Source organism: Microcoleus sp. N9_B4 (assembly GCF_036701635.1).
GTDB lineage: Bacteria > Cyanobacteriota > Cyanobacteriia > Cyanobacteriales > Microcoleaceae > Microcoleus.
This window is the reverse complement of sequence record NZ_JAUBRC010000013.1, coordinates 96,561-121,792: the sequence shown is the minus strand read 5'-3', so window position 1 is coordinate 121,792 and position 25,232 is coordinate 96,561. Positions and strand designations below refer to the sequence as shown.

The window sequence follows — 25,232 nt, the reverse complement described above, 5'->3', positions numbered from 1 at the left end:
CGGTTGCACCGTCCCTCCGTGATTGTTGAGTTTTGACTGGATTTGACACCCGACGATGCTATCGGATTAGATATTAGTCATTAATTATTTATTGATGATTGCTGAGTATAGTTTGTCGCCAACTTCTAAATACTTAGTTACCAAAAAATGACAACTAAGTATTTAGAAAAGTTAACAGTCAACAGTCAACAGTCAACAGTCAACAGTCAACAGTCAACAGTCAACAGTCAACAGTCAACAGTCAACAGTCAACAGATTATTCATCATCATCAAAAGCTTGGCTACCGCCGCCAACTGCAACTAAATCAATTTGCTGGCGGTAGTAGTCAACACTCTTGACTTGAACTTCTACCCGATCGCCCAAACGGTACTGATTGCGGTTTTTGCGGCCCACCAGAGTTTGCTGGCGCGATCGATATTCGTACCAGTCATCCTTCAGCGAAGAAACGTGCACCAATCCCTCAACACGCAAGATGTCGCTCTCCGGCGGCCGCACCTCAATTTCCACAAAGAAACCGTAAGACTGCACACCTGTAATCAAACCCTGGAAAGTTTGCCCGGTGCGTTCTTTCATCAATCCGGTTTTCTTCAATCCTTGCAAATCGCTTTCGGCATCCTCAGCAACCCTTTCGCGTTCGGTCAGGTGTACCACGGCCGATGCAAACTCTGTCTCAAATTCGTGGTGCAAATCTGGCGGGAGAACATTCCAAGTAATTTGACCGTGACAGGAGGAATGATGCAAGTCAACTTTTTCCTTAGCCCGTGTTGTGCGGCTGCTGCGGCCTTGCTCGAACACCGCTTGCAACACCCGCAGTACCAGCAAATCGGCGTAGCGGGAAAGTGGCGAAGTGCAGCGCGTGTAACCCTCTGACAGCCCCAAACCGAAGTGCGACTTGGCAGTGGTGCTGTAAACAGCGGGCTTCATGGTGTCTTCTAGCAGGTAGGTGAGAACTCTTTCGGACTTCAGGCCGGCAAACTGCTGGGTAAATCGCTGAAAGTCCAAGGGCAAAACTTCTTCTTCGGTTTCGAGATACAGTTCGCCTCCGAGGTTGTTGGAGAGTTTGATGAACTCTTGAATGTCTGCCGGGTCTGGCATCGGCTGGACGCGGTAGATTGCTGGGACTCCCAAGGCTTGCAGGTGAGTGGCGACAGCTTGGTTGGCAAGTACCACTAACTCGGAGACAGCCGACTGGGCGGGGGGAGCCGTTGCAAAAGCTCCTAATTCGCCTTCGTCATCGAAGTGAGAGTTAGCATCGGGCAAATTTAGTTCAAAAGCTCCCCGCTTGAGCCTTGTCTGTCTGGCAGCCTGTGAGGCGGCTCCGATTTGATCTAGGAAAGGACGGAGGGCGGAGGATAAAGGGTGCTCTTCGGCATCGTCTGGTTCGAGAATTGCTTGAGCTTGCTCGTAGGTGAGGTGGTAGTCAATTTGAATGACGCTGGCTTGAATTTCGTATTCTAGGAGTTCTCCAGATTCGTCTAGGGTCAGCAGTATGCTGAAGGCCAGCCGTTCTGTGTCTGGCAGCAGGGAGCAGCGCTCGTTGAGGGTTTCTGGCAGTACGGCGATGATTTTTTCTCCCAGATGGGCGGCGGTGCCTCGCTTGCGGGCTTCGCGGTCGATCGGGGTTTCTGGCTGCACGTACTCGGCGGCGTCGCTGATGTGGATTCCTATTTGCCAGCGGCCGGGCTTCAGGGTTTCGATCGACAAAGCGCGTTCCACTGGCGGATCGGAGAGGAATGCTGTCGGATCAAACTCGTTTTCGCCTCCTCCTTCGGAGAGATTTTCCTCCGGGGCTTGAGGGGCATCGTTTTCGCTGTTGGTTGTTCCCGGTTCGTTTTTGCTGAAGCTAACAGTCAGAATGTTACGCAAATCTAGGCGTTTTTTGATGTCGGTTTTTTTGACTTTGCTGGGCAAATTTTCGGCTGCTTTGATGACGGCGGCGGGGAACGATCGCGGCAAGTCGTGTTTGCAGCATACGATGTCGAGGTCGTCAGCGGCTTCGGCGTCGGAACCGAGTACCTGTACTACTTTGCCGACTGGGCGATGGGTGCCGAGGGGGTAGCGTTTGACTTCGACGTGTACTAGGTGGTCGATCGCCTCTTGGAGATTTGTGCCATTTGCGAGCAAGTCTAGTTCAAACAACAGGCGATCGTCCAGGGGGATTGCTCTATAGCTGACGCGGCCGGTGGGGGTGGCGGTTTGCTTGACTCGCGCCAGTACCGAGGGGTTGGCGCGTTCGAGGATGAGCATGACTTCGCCTTCGGGCGATCGGCGGCGGCTACCTTCTTTGATGATTTTGACTAATACTCGATCGCCATTCCAAGCTGTCGAGAGGTGACTTTCCCGCACGTAAACGTCTTCTGAGCCTTCGGCGTCTTGAATTGCAAAGCAAAATCCTTTGCTCGAACAGCGCAGTTTTGCTTCTACTACGTCGTCTTCAGCTACTCGGCGATAGCGGCCTTTGTCTTTGACTAATATGCCAATTTTCTCTAGAGCTTCTAATGCAATTTGAAGTTTGAGTTGACTGGTGGCGTCGTTGCAGTCGAGTTTTTTCTCCAATGCTTTTGGGGCCACTAATTTGTCTTCTGTAAAATTTGCCAGCAGTGCAGCGATAGAAAATTCCATGTAGCGATCGATCCTCTTGTTTCCAGCAATTAGTCTAATTTTGGCGAAATCAGCCGCACCCCCTCGGGCCCTCGCAGTGCCTGCTTCCCAACAAATGCGCGGGTTGATAGGTGGAGACGCGAGCACAGCCACCTTGTTTCATCGCGAGTTTTTTTTGAGATTCTCTCCCGACACCGGCTTCGTGCTAATTGTCTGCTGTCTGTCTTGAACTGACTGCTGACGGTGCAGACAACTGTCCCGCACGCTATTCCCCAATACAATTTTTTAGTGTTGGTTTGTTTGCTTTTAGGTCAGCAGCGCCGAGCACTTCGCGAATTAGAAAGCCCCTGTCGGTTCTTAAAAGATGGCTCGATACTGAAAGCGACGGCTTGAGTCGAGGATGAGCCGATGGAGGGATGGAGAGGGATAAAATTTGCATTTCTTCCTTCTGCCTTGTTCCTTCTGCCTTGTTCCTTCTTCCTTTTGAAGTGCCTCTTGCTTCTTGCTTTAGCAAAGAATTTACCGGATCTTTAAGGCAAAATTGCTAGTAGCTCGCTGCTGCGATGCCCTTGTTTTTTTGCACGCGATCAGTCCTTGCGGACGGAGGTGCAACGAGCGGGTCGGGAGCAATCTGTGCTGTAGAAAGTGCAGGTACGCAAACCGGAGACTTTTACTACTTTTGCTTAGTTGCTGTGCCATCTCCTATAGGTAGAAATGACGCCCGGTGCTTGTTAGCTTAAACTGCCGGATGTGGGATGGGGTTTAGTGGCGTGAAAGGTTGCGCGGATGACTCACCTTTAATTTATTGTATGTTGAATAGGTGCTTTCAGAAAATTGTTTTCTCAGGGCTGTACTACACTTAAGTCATAAGCCCCTTCTGGTTTCGGGGTCAAAAAATTATGTTTGCTGAATTTCGCGCCCTTTATCCCGCTGGACAGTTAATCTGTGAGTTGCTGACTGTTCATCACGGTAAGTTTGTTGTTCGCTGTCTGGTTCAGGTTGACGGCAAAACTCTTGCTACTGCTATGTCGGCTGCTGAGTCTGTTGAGGATGCTGAAGACCGCGCCCGGTTGCGAGCGATCGCTGTCCTCGGATTTGCTCAGCCTGCGAGTGCGATCGCGAGTGTTGATCCGGCTCCAGTGGCTCCAGTGGCTCCGGTTGCTCCGGTTGCTTCGGTTGCTGCTGTTCCCCCTCCTCCTGCTGTTTCCCCGGTTGCTGCTGTTCCCCCTCCCCCTCCTCCTGCGGTTCCGGTTCCTGTTGGGCCGACAAGTGTTCCTCTTCCGGTTCTAGAAATGCCTGTTGCTGACAAATTGCCGGAAACACATCAAAGCAATTTTGTCAATACTGAAGCGAAATTAAATGAAGAGCCGATCGCACCTGTACCGGAACCGTTGCCGCCAACGGTCGATCTGCCGGAGGCTACTGGATTTGTACCGAAGCAGTTAGACTCGGACGCTTGGCTTTCTTCTAGCTACGGCGAACCACTTCAGGAACTGGAGGTGCCGACTGCTAGCCCAAGTGAACTGCTACAGGGTGCGGCCGAAGTTAGGGAATTGCAACCGATCGCAGTGGGAATCCCCAGCGATGCGATCGAGGATAATTCTGATACGATCGCCGAAATAGACGCCATCCTCAAACGCCTGCAATGGAAGAAAAAACAGGAAAGCGACTGTCTCGAACAAAATTACGGCAAGTCGTCGCAGAGAGAGCTTTCTAGCGAACAGTTGGTAGATTTCCTAGAATATCTGGAAATCTACAGCAGAACTACTGAGGAAATCAAGCGGTTGGGCTGGACTGCCAACCAAGGAAAAGATTATCTCAAACAAGGTTATGGCAAAGAAGCGCGCCATTTCTTAAATCAAGTAGAATTGCTCGACTTCCTGCAATATCTCGAATCTTTGCCCTAGTAATTATGTAGGGTTTCTAAGTGTGATATCATTTCCGGTTAAACCGGAATGATGTTGACTGTTGACTGTTGACTGTTCACTGTCAACCGTCAACAGTCAACAGTGAACTCTAATTTACTATTCCGATGCTAACTGATTTGATATGATGTTTTTTTATAAAAAGCTACATATAGCAGTTTTCAATTGTAGGAAATACAGTCAGGACTTAACTATGACGCCGTATCATGCGCCCCAGCATCTGTAATTCACTCCACTGAAAACTGCTATATTATATCATTTCCGGTTACACCGGAATGATGTTGACTGTTGACGGTTGACAGTGAACAGTGAACAGTCAACAGTCAACAGTGAACTCTAATTTACTATTCCGATGCTAACGGATTTGATATGACTGTTAAAAATTAAAAATCAAAAATGAAGAATATTTCCTCATTTTTGATTTTTAACTTTTCATTTAGACGACAGCGGCGATCGGGCGGCTGGCGGAAGGACGGCGATCGATCACTTGATCGACTAATCCGTAGTCCTTTGCTTCTTCAGCAGACATGAAGAAATCCCGTTCGGTATCTTCTTCAATGCGGGAAAGCGGCTGACCGGTATGGTTGGCAAGATGTTCGTTCAGGCGGCGTTTGTGGTACAAAATTTCTTTTGCCTGAATTTCAATATCGGTTGCTTGTCCTTGAGCTCCGCCGAGAGGTTGGTGGATCATAATCCGGGAGTGAGGCAAACTCATCCGCTTGCCTTTAGCGCCGGCACTCAACAGAAAAGCGCCCATGCTGGCTGCCAAACCGAGACAAATAGTGCAAATGTCGGGGCGGATGTGGTTCATCGTGTCAAAAATGCCCATACCTGCTGTTACCGAACCCCCTGGGGAGTTGATATAGAGGTAAATATCTTTCTCGGGGTCTTCGGCGTCTAAAAATAGCAATTGGGCAACGATCAGGTTAGCCAAGTCTGAGTCAACCTGTTGGCCCAAGAAGACGATGCGATCGCGCAGGAGTCGCGAGTAAATGTCAAAGGCGCGTTCGCCGCGACCGGATTGTTCTATAACTGTTGGGATCATTGACGCCTGCCTGCCTATTACGTATCTTTTTTTAATTTTAGCGATTAGGGCTCAGTTATAGTTAGCGATCGGTGGCGTGCGATCGAGAAATCGGCAAAATCCTTTAGCTGGGAGGGGTTGGGGCGGTAATTTGTGGAAGTTGTGGCGGGGGTGCGATCGGAAATCCGATCCAAGGGCGATCGATGTTGAGGAAGCGGACATCAATAAACGTTAAATGTTCTTATGTGGCGATCGTATCATTGCCAGAACTGAAATCGCTCGATCGCGGCTGACACTAGGAAAATGGTCTAGAAACTCATTTAGCTAATCACCAGCTTCGAGACAATCAAGCACAGTCTTAATCGGGACGCGAGTACCAATAAAGACAGGAGTTCCACCTAAAATATCGCGATCGCTATAAACGATAGTAGCTGCGTATTGCAAAGAAAAGGTTGTGGCATCAAGACAATCTTCCTCCGTCCAGGTATCACTTGGCTCGAATAGCCTGTTAGTTTCCATCGCTAAATCCCCACTGGAATTCCATCGCATGAATCTTTTCTATCAAAGCTGAAACTTTAACGGGTAGATTATCAGGTACTAAATCGCGATCGAGTATTTGTTGAGCCGTGGCAAGATTTTGACTTCCTATAGCATCACTCGTATGAAAAACTAGACAATTGACTTGACTAAGACGAGCCGACAGGAGTTGCAAAAGAGCCATCAGGACACGATTACCACCATAAGCTCCGCATCCCCAAAACCCTGTATGAATAATTAAACTGGGTGCTTTAGAAAACTCTAAATGTGACTCAATTCGTGCTCCTGAAAATGCAGTAAAGGCTGTTTTCAGGATGTATTCAATTTCTGCACTGCTATAAGAACCCTCGCCATAGGAAGGAGCTTCTATCGCAATGATGTTTGTAATTGTAGGCGGGTTTAGAGGTTTTGTAGCTTGTCTGATAGTATCTGATGTAGCTCGTCCAAAGTTGTTGCCGTAAAGACCAAAAGGTCGCCCTTGTTCTGGATTGTGATCGGTAGAAATTGCACACCTCCGTTCCACCCCACGAATCAGAATCGGTGTAGGTTGTTCGCTCTCCACTGTCAATGGCTTAATGTTAGAATCTAGTAAAGCTTCTCGCAGTGAACTGAGTGATGGATGTTCGGCTACCTGCATTTCATCTTGGGCAAATAGCGAACCACCATAAGCACAAAAAAGATCGTGATGAGCGAAATTGAGATACCACTCCATCTGAGTGCTATCTTGGGATGGCTCGTACTCAAAATATCCCTTTCGCTCAGAAAGATCGGTCTGATGTTCGAGAGGAGAAAAATATTCTGGAAGTGGCATTGCATACCATCGGGAAAAAGCTAATTGACCCCGATGAGTGCATCCAGGTGGACAACAAATGTCATAAACGAGCTTCTTATTAGGGTTGTAAAATTTTGGTGAGTGAGAATTCATCAGAGCTTGTGTATCAAATGTCTGCCTACAGATCAAGCTATCTAAGAAGTCGTTCATTGCTCTCTCCCTTCCCACATTGAAACACTTTTTTCAAACGTTAACCGCTAAAGGCTGTGGATGTCAAGACCGACTAGCTCTTAGATACCGGACTTCTTGAAGAAGTCCGGTATCTGGGGTGTCTGGTTATTCTGTTTTTTTAGGCAGGCTTACTTATTGCTGACTACTCAAATTTTTATCGCCCAACCACGGCGGTACATTCCATACAAAATTAACCACCAAAATAATACCGCAGTCAGGGCAAACGCTAGGGAACCATTCAGCGGCCCTGCCCACGGCACAAACCATTTTTCATAAATCCAAGTGTAAGTTGTTGGAGCATTTTCACTCGTGCCGATATGGGTTTTTAACAGGATTCTGGCGACAATACCGGAAGCGACAAACAGGAAAATTGCATTCAATCCCATGATTTCAAACAATCTCCCCCATTTCCAACTTCGCACTTCAATTGTTTCATAGCAAGCTGCTAGCAATAGCAAGGCCCAACCAGCAGTAAAAACTACATAAGAACTTGTCCAAAGTTGTTTGTTGATCGGAAATAAAAATCCCCACAAGTGGCCGATTACCACGCAACTGAGGCCGCAGATTGCTAAGTTTACACTGGTGCGGGTTTTGATGGGCTGCACTCGCAGCCATTCTCCTGTAAAGTAGCCGATCAGGACTGTGACAACTGCGGGTAAGGTGCTCAACAATCCTTCGGGGTCGAAGGGGCCGCCTTTGTACAGGTGTTGGCTACCGAGAATTAGCCGATCGACATATCCCCCTAAATTGCCCTCTGGCGTGAGTTCGCCGGCAGTGTACCCCCCTACAGCAAATACGGTTAGTGCGCCCCAATAACTCAAAAGCACGGCAACAGCGAGCAGTTTTTGATTGCGGGGGGAAAGGTTGAGAATGGCGATCGCACTGATGAAATAAGCTAAGCCGATGCGCTGCAATACTCCCATGATGCGGATTTTACTGAAGTTTTCCACTGGGGCGCTGTTGAGAAGTACGTCAAGGGCGATCGAAGATGTATTTAGCAGCAATCCTAATATAAATAGAATCGCCGCGCGGCGCGCAATTCGCCAGTAAATATTTGAAGAAGAGAGAAGCAATAAGGAAGAAGGAAGAGGGTTTTTAGCGGATTCTGATTTTTCCTTTGTTTGTGTAATTTTTGAGGTTTCTATTCCGGTTTTTGGATAATTTTCAATATATTTAGACAGCGAGAAAGACATCGCGCAGCCAACGATGAACAAGAAAAACGGAAATATTAAGTCTGTCGGGGTGCAGCCGTGCCATTCTGCGTGCTCTAGCGGTGGATACACGTGTTCCCAACTACCGGGGTTGTTGACTAGAATCATCGAGGCGATCGCAATTCCGCGAAAAACATCAAGGGATTTGAAGCGCATAAATTAAGTTATTTGTTCACTGTTCACCGTTCACTGTTAAGTATCTTAGCTGATGCCCATTTCCTAATTCTTTTCGGCCCAATTCCCAATGCCCTGTTTGGCCAATGCCCAATGCCCTATGCCCCATGCCCCATGCCCCATGCCCAATTCCCCATTCCCCATTACCTATATCTCTATCCCTTCCAGAGTCATAATGACTGCATTTTTCATCAACATATCGCAGCGTTCAGCATAAAAAGATGCTGCCTTATCATACTTGTTGACTTGCAAGACGCGCAGAAACATTTGCCTTGCTTGCGCGAATTGCTGCTGGTAGTGAAAAAAAATTCCCTGTTCAAAATAAGTTTGAGTTTGTGCTTTTAGTTCGATCATTGTCGCCGAGTCGCCATCGTAAATTTCAAATACAGCAACAGGTGTTTGTTTTCCTTTGACTTGAACGCGATCGAGAAACCGGCACTTGTAATGTTGAGGATCGTCTATCCGGCAAAGGGTTTGGACGCTAGCTACAATAGCAACTCCATAAAGCTTTGTCAATCCTTCCACGCGGGAAGCTAAATTAACGGCATCAGAAATCACCGTACTTTCCATTCGTTCCGCTTCGCCAATCGTACCTAACATTAAAGTCCCCGTATGCAAGCCAATCCCTATCGAAATAGGTTGATAGCCACTGTTTTGCCTATGTCTATTATAAATTTTCACTTGATGCTGCATCTCAATTGCGGCTTGCACAGCATCTTCAGCCCTGTTAGGAAACAAAGCCATAATCCCGTCACCAATATATTTATCTATAAAACCGTTATACTCGCGGATAACTGGGCCAACTCGGCTTAAGTAAGAGTTAAGAAATTCAAAGTTTTCTCGGGGAGACATACTTTCTGACAGACTTGTAAATGAGCGAATGTCGGCAAACATAATCGTCATTTCTGCTTGTACAGAGTCTCCGAGTCTGGCATCAACGATGCTTTCTCTTTTGAGAAATTTCAAGAATTCACGGGGAACAAAACGAGCTGATGCGGCGGCAATTTTTTCGAGTTCGCTTTTGCTGGATTCGATTTGATTGAGCGATCTAAATGCTCTCAGTGCGGTGACTACTGTGGTAAATAATTTTTTATTAGTAAGTTCGGTTTTGGTTTTGTAATCATTGATATCGTAGCTGACAATTACTACATCTTCTGGTACTTGTCCGGGCTGTCCAGTGCGTAAAATAATTCGCACAATTTGATTATTTAAAATATCGCGGATGTATTTAACTACTTCCAAGCCGGCTTCTTCTGTTTCCATAACTACATCGAGTAAAATCAATGCTATGTCGTAGTTATTTTGGATTATTTCTTTAGCTTCTTTTCCTGAGTATGCGCTGATAAATGTGATACTTTTACCTTCAAATTTAAAATCGTTTAACGCTAGTTTAGTAATATTATGAATTTCTATTTCATCATCTACAATTAATATTTTCCAACTTTCTTCTAGCGGTTTTTGTTCTGCCTCGTCTTCCTCGGCAAATATTAATTCATCGTCCCCCGCCGCGATTAATTCGTCATCGCCTGCTGCCAACAGGTTTTTACTAGCTTCTGACATATATCGTGCTCCTATATAAAACTTATATCCATGTTGGCGGTCTAATAACTAACTGCTCATTTTAGCGGGAAATTCAATCATAAATCTTGTTCCTTTATTTACTTGACTTGTGCAGCTAATTGTGCCTTTTAGTTTTTGTGTAACAAGGTTATAAATAATGTGCAGTCCCAATCCTGTGCCTCCCTGTCCTCTTTTGGTCGTAAAAAACGGTTCAAAAATTTTACTGAGATTTTCTGGGTCAATTCCTTTGCCGTTATCGGCATATTCAAATATTAGCCGATCGCCCTCTAGTTTGAAATCAAAAGCCAGAACTCCTTCGTCTTCTCCATCGTAGGCGTGAATTAGGGAATTCAACACCAGATTTGTCACAATTTGACACACTACGCCAGGGTAACTGTCCACTACAATATTTTCATCACACTTAATCTCTATTTTGTGCTTAGTTCTTCTTAGTTTGGCTGTTAAGGATGTCAAAATTTCCTCTAGATAGTTTTTAACATTAAACGTGCGTTTTAACTCGCTTGACTGATCTACAGCTACTTCTTTAAAACTGTGAATCAAGTCGGCTGCCCGCGTGAGGTTAGATAAGATCATATTACTGCTTTGCACGGCGGTATCCAGAAACTTTTCTAACTCGGAACGTTTTATTTGGCCGTTACTGTAAACCTCAAAAAACTTTGTGGCCTTTTCAGCAAGCAGGGAGGCGGCGGTGATGCCGATGCCGATGGGAGTATTGATTTCGTGGGCAACACCTGCAACCAACCCTCCGAGGGCAGCCATTTTTTCCGATTCTACCAGTTTATTTTGAGCCGATTTTAAGTCTTCTAAAGTTTGGGAGAGTTCGGAGGTACGCTGCTGTACTAAATTTTCGAGATTCTGATTGAATTGGTGCAAGTTGGCGTAAAGTTGGGCATTTTCGATGGAGATAGAAATTTGAGAAGACAGCAGTTTTAATATTTCTAACCTGTCTTGTGTAAAAGCACCTGTAGTCAGATTGTTTTCTAAATATAGAATGCCAGTGAGTTGGCCTTGATTAATTAACGGAGTGCAAAGAATTGATTTAGGTTGAACTGCCATTATATAGGGTGTGCGAGTAAATTGTCCTTCGCGAGTGGCATCGTTTAAAACTATACTTTCCTGGGTGCGGGCGACGTAATTCACAACTGCAACTGCCAGCAAAGTTACTTCTCGATCGTCGGCTACAAAATCTATCGGAATTGATTGCATGACAGCAACGCGATCGACATCTACAGATCCTGATGCTTCAATCACCCATTGACCCTCTTTTTCTAATATTAAAAAGCCTCTTTGCCCCCCGGCATTTTCAATAACAATTTTCATCATTTTTGCCAGCAGTTTGTCTAGAACTATTTCCCCGGCTAAGGTTTGCGATGCTTTAACTGCTGTGGTCAAGTCTAGCACGGCTGCACTGTCGTTCGTAGTGGAAGCGCTGCTGGTAGATTTGTGAGTTTCAATATTACTTGAAATCGAGCCTGAAGTTAGCAAGTGCGAGTATTTTGATTCTAAATGCGCTGCTTTGGCTGTTGCTCCCCAGCGCTGATAGCAATAACGCGCTTCTGTCAAGTAAGTTTTAGAATTTTTTTCTCTTCCTATGGATAGATAAAATGCTCCTGCCAATTCTGCTGCTAGTGCTTGTACTTGTATGTATCCGTTTTCTTGGGCTCCTTCAATTGCGCGATCGTAATATTCCATTGCTCTCACAATATCCCCCAAAACACGTGCTTTTTCTGCTGTAAGTAAGTCGCATTTATGCTGAAGATTCATGGGCGCCGAAAGCGCTTTTTGTTGCATTTTTTTTCGGTTACTGACAGCGAAAAAAATATGCTCTTCTTGTTCCTCATTGGTGGCAGATGGATAGGCTGCTAGGCGGGCTAGAGAATCGTAAAACTGGTATTCAGAAACATTAATAAAGCCTGCAACTCCGTCTAAATATACTTCGGCTTGCGCTGAATTTTCTAGCGCTGTAGCGGTATCTCCAAATAAATACGCTAGTATTAATTTTTGCAAATAAAAGTGCTGTAGTCCTACCCGATCGTTAGCTTTCAACAGCAGCGACAACAATTTTTCTTCGCTGTATGCTTCACCTAATACAAGGTGTGGACTTTCAACTTTTCCCATCAATTGCAAAATAGTTTGCTGATATATTTGATTCCAAGTTAATACAGTTTCTTGCTTGAGTTGAAACAGCAAATGGTTGTAACTTACCATTTTCCGTTCCAGTTGTGGCAATTCTTGACCGATGAAATACAAAGACTGACAAATATTTACGGCTGAATATCCGACACATTCTAAATCCCCATTTTCTAGCGCACTTTGATAGGCCTCCTCTAATAGTGGCAAAGAGTCTTTAACGTGATGCTTGCCGTTCATCAAAATAAATGCTACTAAATTAAGCGTTTTGCTTTTGAATTCTAACGCATTTAATCTATCGCTCAAACTTAAAGCTAATTGACCGAAACGATCGCCCGATTCAATATCTCTAACTATTCCTTTTAAAATTGCTCCGTAATTAGCATAGCCGAAGGCAGAAAAAGTAGAATTTCCGTAATTAATAGATAAATTAACTTGCTCGCACACAATTAGTGGCAGCAGCACAGGTTCAACTATAAATGTAGCTGAAAGCATACTGGAAAGCACGCGCATAGTTGCTAATTTGTGCGGATTTGTCATAATCGGCAAGTCAATTAAATCTTCTATTTTTTTTTCGGTTAAATAAGCGGCGGTTTTAGCTAGTGCTTGCTGAATGTGGAGGGGAATAGGCGATTCTGGCAAGTTTATTCCTAACATTTTTAGCGCTTCACGACCAATTTTTACCGATTCTTGGAGTTGGGTTTGCATCGCACAAGCTATGATTCTGATTTCAAACACTTTGATTTTATCTAGTTCATTGTTTGCGTGTTGCAGAACAATTTCAGCCCATTTTTCCATTGGTTCAAAGTCGGTATTGAGGTAGGCAGCTTCTGCTGCTGACTCGTAGAGTGCAAGAGTCAAGTCGTAGTCAGTTTGCCAACTTTGGAGGGGAAGCAGTTCAATACCTGCGGTTAAATATTTGAGGGCCAGTTCGTAAGCTGTACTTGCTTTTGCTTTGCGACCTGCAATTAAATTCAATTGGCATAATTGAAATTTTTCTAATTCACTGCTGATGATTTCTTTGGCTGAATTTAGTTGGTTGACGGTATCAAAAATATGCTCTTCTAATTGCTCTGGGGGTGCGTTTTGTAGTAAAAAAGTGCCTATTTTTAGATGGATTTCTTGTTTTTGAGAATCGGATATTAAAGCATAAGCTGCTTGCTGCACTCGCTCGTGCAAAAATTTGTAAGTTGCCCTAGGAACATCAGCCACGGGTAGGGACAATTCATCGGTAAAGTCTCTAGATATTGTGTCAGTTATTTCTGTGCTTGCTGCTAGTGCGATCGGAATTTTGTAGGCGTTATTCACGAGCAAAACCAGACCGGACTGAAGTGCCTCACCGAGGTCTGTTGGTGCCGACAGCAGAGGTTTCTCGGCGATGGCAGAGAGAATTTCTAAATCAAATCTGTTACCGATACAAGCGGCTAATTTGAGCAGTTCCTGCGTATTATCTGAAAGTTTCTGAATGTTATTTATCATTAATTCTACAACATTGTCAGTTATTGCCATTTCTTGTATTTGGTCAATATCCCACTGCCACTCGCCTGTGATTTGGCCTTTTTTTACAATACGATCTGAGATGGATTGGGCTAAGTCAGAAAGGTTGGGTTCACCTAGTTCGACCAAATTATGCGAGGGTGAAGATTTAAATTGGAGCAATTTTTTTGAGTTAAGAAATTTTATTAATTGAGTTAAAAAGAATGGATTTCCACCAGTTTTTTGAAAAAGCAATTCTGCTAAATTCAGGGATTTTTCTGGGGCGCAGTTCAAAGTATCGGCAACGAATTGGTTGACGCTGCTTATATCTAAAGGCGAAAGGGCGATCGCACTTACAGTGCCACCTGCTTTTTTAATTGCTTCGGCGGTCAGCATTACGGGATGATTTGCATTTACTTCCTGCTCTCTATAAGCTCCAATTATTAATAAATATTGAGTTTCCAGGTCAGTTGCTAGCAGTTCTATTAACTTGAGAGATGCTGAATCGACCCATTGCAAGTCGTCGAGAAAAATTACTAAGGGGTGTTCTTTTTGAGCAAAGACGCGGATGAAGTTTTGAAATACTAAATTAAAGCGATTTTGAGATTCATTGGCTCCTAAATCTGGCACGGGGGGCTGTGGCCCGACAATCAGTTCTACTTCGGGAATGGCTTCAATAATTACTTGGCAGTTGCCGCCGAGTGCCTTTAAAATTTTTTGTTTCCAAACATGGATTTGTGCGGTATTTTCTGTGAAAATTTGTCTCAACAAATCTTGAAAAGCTTGGAGCAAAAAAGCGTAGGGAATATCGCGCTTAAGTAGCTCAAATTTGCTGTCAATAAAATACCCATTTTGCCGCAGAATCGGCTTGTATATTTCATATATTAACCACGATTTTCCCACACCTGCACAACCAGAAATCAGCACCATTTCTGTATTGCCTCGCCTCATACGCTGGAAGATACTGAGAAGCATATTAACTTCTGTTTCTCGCCCGTAAAATTTTTGGGAAATTTGCAGGTGACTTGATTGATCTTGTTCGCCGAGGGTTATGTGGGAAATTTTACCTGTTGTTTGCAGTTGAGCGAGACAATTTTCTAAGTCGTACAAAAGTCCCAAAGCACTTTGATACCTGTCTTCGGCGGTTTTTGCTAAGAGTTTCATGACGATATCGGAAACGACTTGAGGAATCTCCTCGGTTTCGACTTGATTGATTCTGCCTTCGATGGTTCTGCTTTCTACTTTCTGCTTTCTGTTTTCACAAGGAGAAACTGGCGTTTTGGCAATATGGCAGTGTACTAATTCCATGGGATCGATCGCCTGAAAAGGCAATTCGCCACAAAGCATTTCATAAAAGGTGACGCCTAAAGAATAAAAATCGGTGCGGTAGTCGATCGCCCGATTCATTCGTCCCGTTTGTTCAGGAGACATATAGGCGAGAGTGCCTTCGAGTAAATGGGGATGGCTGGGGGCGGGGTTTTCGCCCGGTAGCAGGGAGGCGATCGCAAAATCAGCAATCTTGACATCTCCTGTCTCAATATTGACAATAATATTGCTGGGTTTAATATCCTTATGGATGATGTGGTGTTCGTGGAGTTGCCCAAGAGTTTCTGCTAGTTTGATGGCAATATGCAAAAATTGTTGTAACTCTAGCTGGTTGTTGCTGAGAAATTCTTTTAGGGAAATGCCACCAAAATCTTCTAAAACTAAAACAGGAAAGTGATTGTATGTTTCTATTTTGTAAAGCTTGACTATTCCGGGCAAACTCAAATTTTTAAGAATTTCGGATTCGTGCAGAAGTTGGGATATTTGCGCTGGGGTAGGGTATGGCGGCGTGAGAGTTTTGAGGATAACGGGTTTTTCTTCCTCAAGCTGCACCCCTCGATAAATAACTGTGTGAGGGTTTGTATAAAGTTCTTCGTCAATGCGGTATCCAGGGATAGAAATCATGATATTTGGGGGTTATTTGAAAGATCCGGTTATACAATTTTAAATGTTAGATTGGGAATGATTTATCACATAAGGCTTTGGATCTGACCTACAGTTACATTCTTTTTTGCCACAAATATAATTAAGTAAGTGGAAATACACATCACGGAGCGAGTGCGGTTTTTACGGCAGTAAACTGGCTACTCTTATATAGCTGAGCTAAAACCCTCCCTAAAGAGTCCTCCTCGATACTTTTTTTGTCGCTTATTTACTTATCTATATTTTAGTCTTCAAAAAATCAGAAGTTGCCTTTTGCTATCGCGCTAGTGCCAAAATAAACTGGTGCGTGCAACTCAACAGCTAAAATCTAAAAACAATCATGCAGAATATAACTGCCTCAAATCCAGCTAAGGCGACCGATCGCGCTTTTGACACCGCAGACATTCAATTGCTGGTAGTGGATATAGACGGCACGATCGCAGGTTTGTCAAATACCATCCGAGAACCAGTCAAGCAGGCAATTTTGGCTGCCGAGTCGCGGGGAGTGAAAGTGGCCGTCGCTACGGGCAGGATGTACCGATCAGCTTTGCGTTTTCACCGGGACATCGGCTCAACATTGCCACTGATTTGCTACCAGGGCGCCTGGATTCAAGATCAGGCTACTCAAAAGCGGCTGCGGCACTTGCCACTGTCGAAACAAACTGCTCTGCAACTGTTAGATTATTTTGAAGAACCGCATTTGCGACCGCTCCTTTCGATCCATTTCTACATTGACGACCAACTTTATGTCCCGGAAATTACCGCAGCTACCCGAATTTATGCCGAAAGATCGGGCATTGAACCAATGGTGATTAAAGATTTGCGGCGAGATCTTCCGGGGGAACCGACGAAAGTTTTGGCATTGTGCGAGAATCCGGGGGTACTCGACGGCTTGCTCAGCAGTATGCGACTGCGCTACACGCCTGCGGAGCTTTATTTGACTCGATCCGTTGCTACTTTTTTTGAAGCTACGCATCCTGTGGCGAATAAGGGAGATGCGGTGCAGTATTTAGCGGAGGAACTTTTGGGTTTGCAGGCGGCGAATGTGATGGCGATCGGCGACAATTTTAATGATGTAGAAATGATTGCCTATGCGGGTGTGGGCGTGGCGATGGGCAATGCTCCTGATGGCGTGAAGGCTGCTGCTGATTGGGTGGCGCCGGATGTGGAGGAAGATGGGGTGGTGGCTGCGATCGAACAATTTGTTTTGGGCGATCGTTGATATTTGTAGCACCAATACCGCAGGGGCGGGTTTGCCAACATTGGGAAAAAATCTAGATAAACCCGCCCCGACCCAGCGACAATTTATTATTATATAACTCTCTAGTTTTGAGTTCTATGCAATCAAATTTTGATTATCAAAAAAAATCCAGACTTTCTGATTTTTTGAGATTAAGTCCAGTCAATTACTTTTTTTGCAAGATCCGAATCTTTATTTAACGAACCGCGAAGACGCTAAGAACGCCAAGGAAGAATTGAAGAAAGCGGGCGGGCTTACAGATATTCTGGATGTGAATTATAGATAATTTCAAACTCTTAAAAATGGGTTTCAACAGAAAAAGCACCGACGACTGGCCGTGTTTCGTCTCGGTGCTTCTTCTGGTTCGCTCCTCACACGTCCATCAATATAGCTGACTCAGTAAATTGTGTCAATACTTTTTCCAAAAATTGTTTTTTGAGTCGGCTGCTGCCGGGGTGTTGGTGCGGTGGAGCGAAGCAAAACTTTTGCACTGTAAGGGTTTGACTCGATCGCCCAAGGGTTGGATTGAGCAGAAAAATTTCACTTCACTTCCAGCAGCCAGTCCAAAATCAGAGCGTTGACTTCACTCGGCCGCTCGTCGTGGGGACAGTGGCCTGTGTTGGGAATTGAAACAAATTTCACTGGTTTATCGTTGGCGGCCAATTGTTGATAAATCTGGCTGCCGGCGATCGGCGTCCAGGGGTCGTCTGCGCCCCAAAGTACCAATAACGGACGATCGACTTTGGGCAGCAATTCTGACGGTTGAGGGCCGGCTGGGGCTGTCAAAATCGAGGCAAACACCTGTTGAGCTCCGGGCTCGCAGGAAGGGGCGTGGAGGAGTTCTACGAGTTCGTCGGTGATGGCTTCGCGGTTCCCGTAGACTTGGCGCAGGGTGTTGCGGATACGGTGTTTTTGGCGGATGTTGTTGAAGACAAAGGGGCCGATCAGGGGCGATCGAACTAATTTAGTAAAAGTCCCCATCACTAATCGCAGCGGGAAATTCAGTTCGTCCGGCCGGTGGTTGAGTCCGCCAGCACAGTTGATTAAGACTGCACCTGCTGATATTTCGGGATGGTTGGCGACTACCATTAAACTCAGCAAAGCGCCGATCGAATTCCCGACAAATACCGCCGGTTCCTGTACCAGATCCGCCCAGAAATCAGTCAGCAATTCTTCCCACAATTCCAGAGTGTAATCTAGGGCTGGTTTGGCGGAAGCACCGAACCCCAGCAAGTCCAGCGCAAATACGCGATAGCCGCCGGCCGCTAGTGGGGGGATATTTTGTCGCCAATGTCCGATCGAAGCGCCAAATCCGTGAATCAAGATCAGAGGGCGGCCAGTTCCTTGGACGGTATATTGGATTTTGTGACCTTTCCAAGTCCAAATTAGCTTTTCAAAACTGGTTGCAGATACTAATTGTTGTGCAGTCACGGCTATTATGTAAAGTTTCGTTAACTACTTTCATCATAGCAGCATCATCTCTTTAGGGGCGGGCTAGGAGCAATGCCCCACAAGAACGGACGCTGCTAAAAGCCCATCCCACAAGAACATTATTACCAATTCCCAATTCCCAATTCCCATTCCCAATTCCCAATTCCCAAGGACAACTGACAACTGTCAACAGTCAACAGTCAACTGTCAACTGTCAACTGACTATTTTTCCTAGCAGCCAATAAGTCATCATATTCCCCTTACCTTTTACCGGAATTACGCCTCGCCTCTCAAACAAATACTTATCTTTCAAAAGCTCATAAGTAACATCAGTAACTTGGATGCTGCCTGCAAAACCCGTAGCTTCCATCCTCGCCGCTACATTCACCGTATCTCCCCACAAATCATAAGTAAACTTGCTCACACCAATTACTCCCGCAACCACCGGCCCGGAATTGATGCCGACCCGAATTGCCAGTTTTTCCCCTGTCTCGGCGCACAACTTTGCTATTTTTGCCTGCATTCCCAGGGCCATTTGGGCGATCGCCTCGGCATGATCCTGTCTCGGCGTAGGCAATCCCCCAACAACCATGTAAGCATCGCCAATAGTCTTAATTTTCTCCACACCGTACTTTTCAGCTAACTGGTCGAAGTGCGAAAAAATTACGTTCAAGCGCTTTACCAACTCGGTGGGAGACATTCTAGCAGACAACTCAGTAAAGCCAACAATATCAGCAAATAAAACACTTACTTGGGCAAAACTGTCGGCGATCGTGCTTTGCTCTGCCTTCAAGCGTTCTGCGATCGGTTTGGGTAAAATATTTAACAGCAACTTCTCGCTTTGTTCTTGTTGAACTTTTAGCTCTTCTTGTGCTAATTTACGCTCTGTAATGTCAGAAACAGTACCCTCATAGTAGATCAGATTACCTTTTGAATCTCGAACAGCCCGAACATTTTCTGACACCCAAATCCGGCGCCCGTCTTTGCGACATACCATAGATTCAAACCCCGAAACGGCATTTTCAGTATCCATAGCAGCCACAAATTCGAGGCGGCGTTCCGGGTCAACGTACAGTTGCTGAGCAATATTGTTAATCTCGGACATCAGTTCTTCTGGCGAGTCGTAACCGTACAATTTTGCCAAAGCTGGATTAGCGCTGAGATAGCCTCCTGAAGGCGTGCTTTGAAAAATGCCTTCCATCGCATTTTCTACAATGCTGTGATATTTTTCTTGGGCGATACGCAGCAATTCTTCTGCTTGTTTGCGCTGAATCAAAGAACCTAATTGAGTGCCGACCGCATTAAAAACGTCTATAAATCGTGCGTCTTTCCCACCTGACGAAATTTTAAAGAAAACTAGCACTGCCAATACTTCATCGCCTACCAAAATCGGCACGCCAAAACCCGCTTTGAATCCGAGTTCTAGTGCTATTTGACTTCGGAAAAAATGCGGGTAGCCCCTGGAAAGATCTTCTACCCATTCCGGTTGCTTAGATGCCCAAACTCGTCCCGGCAGCCCTATATTCATGGCAAATGTCAGTTGTTCACTTTGCCGGCGGAACGCATCCATGCTGGCGTTGCTCGCATACCAGCCCCTGGCTGATTCTAGGACAGTTCCTTCTGCATCGGGAATCCAAGCTTCTCCTACATCCCATCCGATTGTTTCGCCAACTTGGTGCAGAATTACTTCTAAAGCTGAGTGAAAGTCTACAGCTTCGCCGATCGCCCGCGTCGTTTCCAGCAAAAACCGGATTGATTCTTCAGCCCGCTGCCGTTCTGCGATTTCTTCCTGCAATCTAGAATTGCGATCGTGCAATTCCCTAGCTTGCTGTTGCAGTTTGGATTGCAGCAAACGAAGGGAAAGTTGGTTTTGGACGCGGGCTAAAACTTCTTCTACTTGAAACGGTTTAGTAATATAATCCACTCCTCCTACTTGAAAAGCTTTAACTTTTTCCAGCACGTCATCTAGCGCACTAATAAAAATTACCGGAATATCTTTAGTTTTTTCGCTTAACTTTAACTGCTCACAAACTTCATACCCGTTCATTTGCGGCATATTAATATCTAGTAAAATTAGATCTGGAGGAGATATTTGTGCCCCTTGCAAAGCCAAGTGTCCGTTAATAGCCTTCCTGACGTGATACCCGTAAGATGTCAGCATAGTGGATAAAAGTCGCAAATTATCCGGCATATCGTCAACGATCAGAATGTCTTTAGGAGTCGCTGGTAATGGATGGTCGTTCATCATAATATAATTGAGTTAAATCGATAATGATATCTATCCGAAAATTATCGACTAAATCTGTTAAAGCGTTAGCGAGATTTGCCTCAGTTTCGGGAATTTCCTTGAGCAGTTCGAGAATGCGGTTGTCGTCAACACAAAGTGCAGCTCGGTGCAACTCGACCACCCAGTCTGTGGGCATTACACTCAAATCCTCGGTGGTCAAACTTTTAAGCAGCGTGGGTGCTGAAAAAGAAGTAGATAAGTTTTCTTTCTCATAAATATAACGCAGGTTGAGATGATGCGCTATCTTGTCAAAGAGTACCTCTTCCCGAAACGGTTTACAAATCAAATCGTTACAACCAGCAGACAAAATTATTTGCCGCTGCTCGTCAAAAGCACTAGCCGTCAGCGCAATAATTATTGTTTCTTTACCTTCTAGAGTTTTCTTAATCTCTCTTGTCGCTTCATACCCATCCATCACGGGCATCAGCATATCCATTAATATCAAGTGCGGCTTCCAAGTTGAATGCAAAGCAATTGCTTCTTGACCGTTAGTTGCTTCCCGGACTTCAAATCCCAGGGGTACCAGCAGCTTAAGCAGCAGTTGGCGATTTTCTGCTACATCTTCAACTATTAATATCCGACAAGTGTCTTGTTCGGCTTCTAAACCAATAACTTGTTTAATCGGTGATTTTTCTTGTTCATCACTTTCTGTTACTAAGTTAACCCAGATATTAAAGCTGAAAGTTGTGCCTTGACCGAGTTGACTTTCAACAGCAATATCACCTCCCATAATTCGGACAAACTGTTGGCTAATCGGCAACCCCAGACCAGTTCCCTGCATGGATTTTCGACCAGTTTCAGTTTGTAAAAATGGCTTGAATAATGTAGAAAATTCCGAGGGCGAAATGCCAGGACCCGTGTCGGCAACTTCAAAATACAATTGGGATTTGTTTTCTTCTGTGGCGTCTTTTTCAGCTTGGCTGCTGACGCGCAAAGTAACGGTTCCGTGCTGAGTAAATTTAATCGCATTGCCCAGCAGATTAATTAAAACTTGCCGCAATTTAGCTTCGTCTGTTTGAATGTACTGCGGCAAATTGTTGGCTTTTTCAAAGATTAGTTGCAAACCTTTTGAGTTGGCTTTTAGTTGCAGCATTTCTTTGAGACTGTTGAGAATATTATAGAGATTGAAGCGGCTGGGATTGATGTTAATTTGACCTGCTTCTATTTTAGACATTGACAAAACATCATTGATGAGTTCCAGCAAATGTTCGCCGCTGCGGTTAATAATTTCTATATATTCTTTTTGTTCTTCCGTGATAGAACTGTTGCGAGCCATGACTTGAGAAAAACCGAGAATGGCGTTGAGAGGCGTGCGGAGTTCGTGGCTCATGGAAGCGAGAAATTGGCTTTTGGCGCGGTTGGCAACTTCGGCATTTTCTTTGGATTTCATCAGTTCCATTGACTGCCTTTGAGTGCGGGCGAGCAATTCCGCTTGCTGTAATGCAACTCCTAGCTGAGTCCCTACATCAACTGCAACGTTGATTTCAGCTTCGCTCCACTGGCGGGGAGCTGAATTTTGATAAGATGCTAGTAATCCCCAGAGCTTTTTGCCGGAAAAAATTGGTACAATAATGTAGGATTTAGCTTGAAATCTTTCTAGCAATTGGATGTAACAATTATCGAAACCTTGCTTGTAAATATCGGGGACACAAAGGTAAGTTTTACCTCGGCTGTAGGCTCCGCCTTTGGTTTGTTGCAAATAGGTATCGTGGACTTCGGGTGAGACACTATCTAATTTTTGGACGAGGCAAAGTTCGCTGTCTAAAGCGCCTTCAGTAAGGTTAGAATCGGTATCCTGTACTTGGATGAAAGAAACCCACTTGCGGTCAAGGGATTCGGCTACAAATTTGCCACTCCAGTCTGGATTGAAACGGTAAATAGCTACTCGATCGCACTTCATAGTTTGGCGCAATTCTCGGGTTGTGGCGTGAAAAATTTCTCGGATATCTAAAGTCTGCCGCATTCTTTCAATGATGCGGGCGATCGCTCTTTGTCGTAAAGCACTTTCTTGCAGTTCGGTTTCTGCTTGCTTGCGTTCGGTAATATCTACAGCCATTAAAGCAATGCCGATTGCTGTACCGTTATCGTCAATTAGCTGAGTATTGTACCACTCGCAGATGATAATTCTGCCGTCTTTAGTCAGATTTTCGGTAGTGCCGCTGGATTTGGCATTCAAGTCGTGATTGAAAATCTCAGATAATTGCGGGTGGTAGCTTTCAGGTACGATCAAATCGGAGGCAACTCGACCAATCGCTTCTTGCTCACTGTAGCCAAAAATAGCAACGGCTGCGGGATTCCAAGTAATAATTTCAAAATTGAGGTTTAACTCGATAACTGCGATCGGCGTTTGCTGCAATAAAAATGAGATTCTTTGTTGGGACTCTAGCAGTTTTTCTTCGGCTAATTTGCGGTCTGTGATGTCATTAGCAGTGCCGAGAATTTGTTTGGGTTTACCATCGCTTGTTCTGAGAAATACTGTATCCCAACTGTGCATCCACCGCCATTCACCGTTTTTGTGTTTCATGCGGTATTGACATTCAATGACATCACCGTCTTTGGCTCGATCAACTTTTTGTACGCTTTCAAAAAAATTTGGCAAATCGTCGGGGTTCAGCAGAATTGGCATCATTGCTGTACCCATATCTTGTATTTCTTGGGCTGTGTATCCGAGCATCGTCGAAATTTGTCGGTTGCTGTAGACATTCCGCTGTTCAATTAGATCGTAAACGTACAACAGGTTGGGATTGGAATCGGCGATCGCTTGAATGAAGTGCTGACTTTCTCTAAGTGCGGATTCTGTTTGTTTGCGAACGCTAATATCTCGCGCCACGATAATCACTGAATCTGGAGTCAGCGGAGAAACTTTAGCATCGAGGCAAACGTCGCGCTCTCCGACTTGAAAGCTATATTCAACATTGATAGTTTGCTGCGTTTTTATAGCTTGTTGGATGGCATTTAATACTAAATCTGCTATAGGTTTCGGCAAGACTTCGTGGGCTGTTTTGTTAATCATTTCGCTTGGAGGTTTCACCAAATTTGTTGATGCTGTCGGGGCGATTTTGATGCAGCGCCCTTCTGCATTTCTCACTAAAACTGTGTCAGTCATGGCGGCAAAAATCGCCCGCAATTCTGTTTCCGATTCTTGCAGAGCTTGCTCGGCGCGGACGCGGGTGCGAATTTCTGCTTGCAGCACTTTATTTTGCCGATCGAGCTGCTGAATTCGGTTTTTTTCTCGTTCGATCAGTTTAGCTTGAGCGATAGCGAGCCCTACTTGAGCCGCCACAGCTTCTAACAAGTCGATTTCCTCGGAAGTCCATTCCCGGTAACGATCGCACTGGTGCAAACAGATAGCACCGTTTGCCCTGCCTTGGTAAGAAGTGCGAATTGCCAGCATCGATTTTAACCCAACCTTCTGGCAAATCGGTTGAGCAGCTTGCAACAGAGGGTCTGAATAAACATTGTTGGAGGCGATCGCCATATCTTGTATCATCAGTTGTACGACGTGAGGATTGCCCCAAATTGGAACAGCTACGTTCCGCATAGATTCGCACTCCGGTTCGAGATACTCTGCCGCTAGAGGAATATCGACTTGGGGAGTAGTAACGTAAGTATGAATCAAACAGCGATTGGCGCAGAAGGCCAGACCGATTTGAGTTGCAGCTATTTGAAATATTTGTTCTGGCTGCAAGCTTGAGCGAATTTCTTTAGTTATTTTTGCAATCAGCAATTCTCGCTGAACTTGCCGTTCTAAAGCAGCTTTAGCTCCCGCCATTTCTATTTCTGCGTGCTTGCGATCGGTGATATCAAACAGTACGCCATACCAAACAATATCGCCATTACAGCGCATTTCTGGCCGAGAATTAGATTGCAGCCATTTGAGTTTACCCGACGGTGTAACAATTCGCCATTCAAAGGCAAAAGGTTCTAAAGTTTGGGCGCTAGTAGCAATTTGTTTTACCAGATATTCTTGGTCATCAGGATGATTTTGATCGAAGCACAAGTCTGGATTTTTTAATATTTCCTCACTCTCTACTTCGTAAAGATCCCTACAAGCATAACTAATATATTCAAATTTAAAACTTCCATCGGGCTTCTTGATAAATTGATAAAGAACTCCCGGTATATTGACCGCCAATTTCTGCAACCGTGCTTTGCTTTCCCGGAGCGATTGTTCTGTCAGCTTGCGAAATTCTACCTCTTGTTGCAGTTGGGCATTCTGCTGTTTTAATTGTTTTGATAGCTGTTGTATAGTCAATTGACTTTCGATCCGGACTAAAAATTCTTCCACTTGAAAAGGCTTAGTAATGTAGTCAACACCGCCTACTTCAAAAGCTTTGACCTTGTGAAAAGTTTCATTAAAAACGCTCAAGAAAATAACCGGAATTTCCCTAGTTTTTTCGTTATCTTTCAGTCGAGTACACACTTCATAGCCGTTCATTTTGGGCATGGCAATATCCAGCAAAATTAAGTCTGGGAGAAAGGGAAAATTAGCATTGACCACCATTTCTCCCGAAATCGCCCGCTGAACTTTATACCCTTCTTTCGTCAAGATGTTTGATATAAACCGCAGGTTTTGGGGCTGATCGTCAATAATTAAAATGTGAATATTTTCTTTATCTAATATCATTTTTTATGACCACTGT

At 44.9% G+C, this 25,232-nt stretch carries 14 protein-coding genes; 3 read left to right on the top strand and 11 right to left on the bottom strand.

The window, feature by feature from the left end; all coding sequences use genetic code 11:
* Positions 1–256 precede the first annotated feature (256 nt).
* Both QUA43_RS11440 and QUA43_RS11435 read right to left on the bottom strand, forming a co-directional pair.
* Positions 257–2,623, bottom strand: a complete 2,367-nt coding sequence (locus QUA43_RS11440) for a ribonuclease R family protein (protein WP_333373936.1) — start codon at positions 2,621–2,623, stop codon at positions 257–259.
* A gap of 244 nt (positions 2,624–2,867) precedes the next feature.
* The gene (locus QUA43_RS11435; RefSeq protein WP_242718600.1) at positions 2,868–3,116 is read right to left on the bottom strand and encodes a hypothetical protein; all 249 of its coding nucleotides are present in this window, start codon (positions 3,114–3,116) and stop codon (positions 2,868–2,870) included.
* A 385-nt stretch (positions 3,117–3,501) separates the two neighbouring features.
* Here QUA43_RS11435 and QUA43_RS11430 point away from each other — a divergent pair, with 385 nt between their 5' ends.
* Positions 3,502–4,509: a hypothetical protein gene (locus QUA43_RS11430; RefSeq protein WP_333373934.1), complete on the top strand. Its 1,008-nt coding sequence runs from the start codon at positions 3,502–3,504 to the stop codon at positions 4,507–4,509.
* Positions 4,510–4,963: 454 nt separating this feature from the next.
* On the opposite strand, the gene clpP is transcribed toward QUA43_RS11430, so the two are convergent.
* A complete protein-coding gene (clpP, locus tag QUA43_RS11425) occupies positions 4,964–5,572 on the bottom strand; it encodes an ATP-dependent Clp endopeptidase proteolytic subunit ClpP (RefSeq protein ID WP_006635758.1) in 609 nt (202 codons plus the stop codon).
* A gap of 76 nt (positions 5,573–5,648) precedes the next feature.
* Between clpP and QUA43_RS11420 the strand changes: the two genes are divergently transcribed.
* The gene (locus QUA43_RS11420) at positions 5,649–5,786 is read left to right on the top strand and encodes a hypothetical protein (protein WP_333373932.1); all 138 of its coding nucleotides are present in this window, start codon (positions 5,649–5,651) and stop codon (positions 5,784–5,786) included.
* 89 nt (positions 5,787–5,875) lie between these two features.
* Here the strand turns inward: QUA43_RS11420 and QUA43_RS11415 are convergent, their stop codons facing one another.
* The 5 genes from QUA43_RS11415 to QUA43_RS11395 all read right to left on the bottom strand — a co-directional run bounded on the left by QUA43_RS11415 (position 5,876) and on the right by QUA43_RS11395 (position 15,613).
* Positions 5,876–6,070, bottom strand: coding sequence for a DUF433 domain-containing protein (locus tag QUA43_RS11415; RefSeq protein ID WP_333373930.1), 195 nt, complete (start codon positions 6,068–6,070; stop codon positions 5,876–5,878).
* Positions 6,060–6,899, bottom strand: a complete 840-nt coding sequence (locus QUA43_RS11410) for a hypothetical protein (protein ID WP_333373929.1) — start codon at positions 6,897–6,899, stop codon at positions 6,060–6,062. The genes QUA43_RS11415 and QUA43_RS11410 overlap by 11 nt, the downstream gene beginning before the upstream one ends.
* A 338-nt stretch (positions 6,900–7,237) precedes the next feature.
* On the bottom strand, positions 7,238–8,458 hold the full coding sequence (locus tag QUA43_RS11405; protein ID WP_333373927.1) for a heparan-alpha-glucosaminide N-acetyltransferase domain-containing protein: 1,221 nt from the start codon (positions 8,456–8,458) through the stop codon (positions 7,238–7,240).
* A 165-nt stretch (positions 8,459–8,623) separates the two neighbouring features.
* Positions 8,624–10,036 (bottom strand): adenylate/guanylate cyclase domain-containing protein, encoded by a 1,413-nt coding sequence (locus QUA43_RS11400; RefSeq protein ID WP_333373925.1) that lies wholly within the window; start codon positions 10,034–10,036, stop codon positions 8,624–8,626.
* Between the two features lie 48 nt (positions 10,037–10,084).
* Positions 10,085–15,613 (bottom strand): ATP-binding sensor histidine kinase, encoded by a 5,529-nt coding sequence (locus QUA43_RS11395; RefSeq protein ID WP_333373923.1) that lies wholly within the window; start codon positions 15,611–15,613, stop codon positions 10,085–10,087.
* Between the two features lie 358 nt (positions 15,614–15,971).
* On the opposite strand from QUA43_RS11395, the gene QUA43_RS11390 reads away from it, so the two are divergent.
* Positions 15,972–16,853 (top strand): Cof-type HAD-IIB family hydrolase, encoded by an 882-nt coding sequence (locus QUA43_RS11390; protein ID WP_333373922.1) that lies wholly within the window; start codon positions 15,972–15,974, stop codon positions 16,851–16,853.
* Between the two features lie 558 nt (positions 16,854–17,411).
* On the opposite strand, the gene QUA43_RS11385 is transcribed toward QUA43_RS11390, so the two are convergent.
* The 3 genes from QUA43_RS11385 to QUA43_RS11375 all read right to left on the bottom strand — a co-directional run bounded on the left by QUA43_RS11385 (position 17,412) and on the right by QUA43_RS11375 (position 25,216).
* Positions 17,412–18,302, bottom strand: coding sequence for an alpha/beta fold hydrolase (locus QUA43_RS11385; protein WP_333373920.1), 891 nt, complete (start codon positions 18,300–18,302; stop codon positions 17,412–17,414).
* A 214-nt stretch (positions 18,303–18,516) separates the two neighbouring features.
* Positions 18,517–20,550 (bottom strand): adenylate/guanylate cyclase domain-containing protein, encoded by a 2,034-nt coding sequence (locus QUA43_RS11380; protein WP_333373918.1) that lies wholly within the window; start codon positions 20,548–20,550, stop codon positions 18,517–18,519.
* Positions 20,516–25,216 carry a response regulator gene (locus QUA43_RS11375; RefSeq protein WP_333373916.1) on the bottom strand — a complete coding sequence of 1,567 codons (4,701 nt, stop codon included), beginning with the start codon at positions 25,214–25,216 and terminating at the stop codon, positions 20,516–20,518. Before QUA43_RS11375 ends, QUA43_RS11380 begins: the two co-directional genes overlap by 35 nt.
* Between the last annotated feature and the right edge of the window lie 16 nt (positions 25,217–25,232).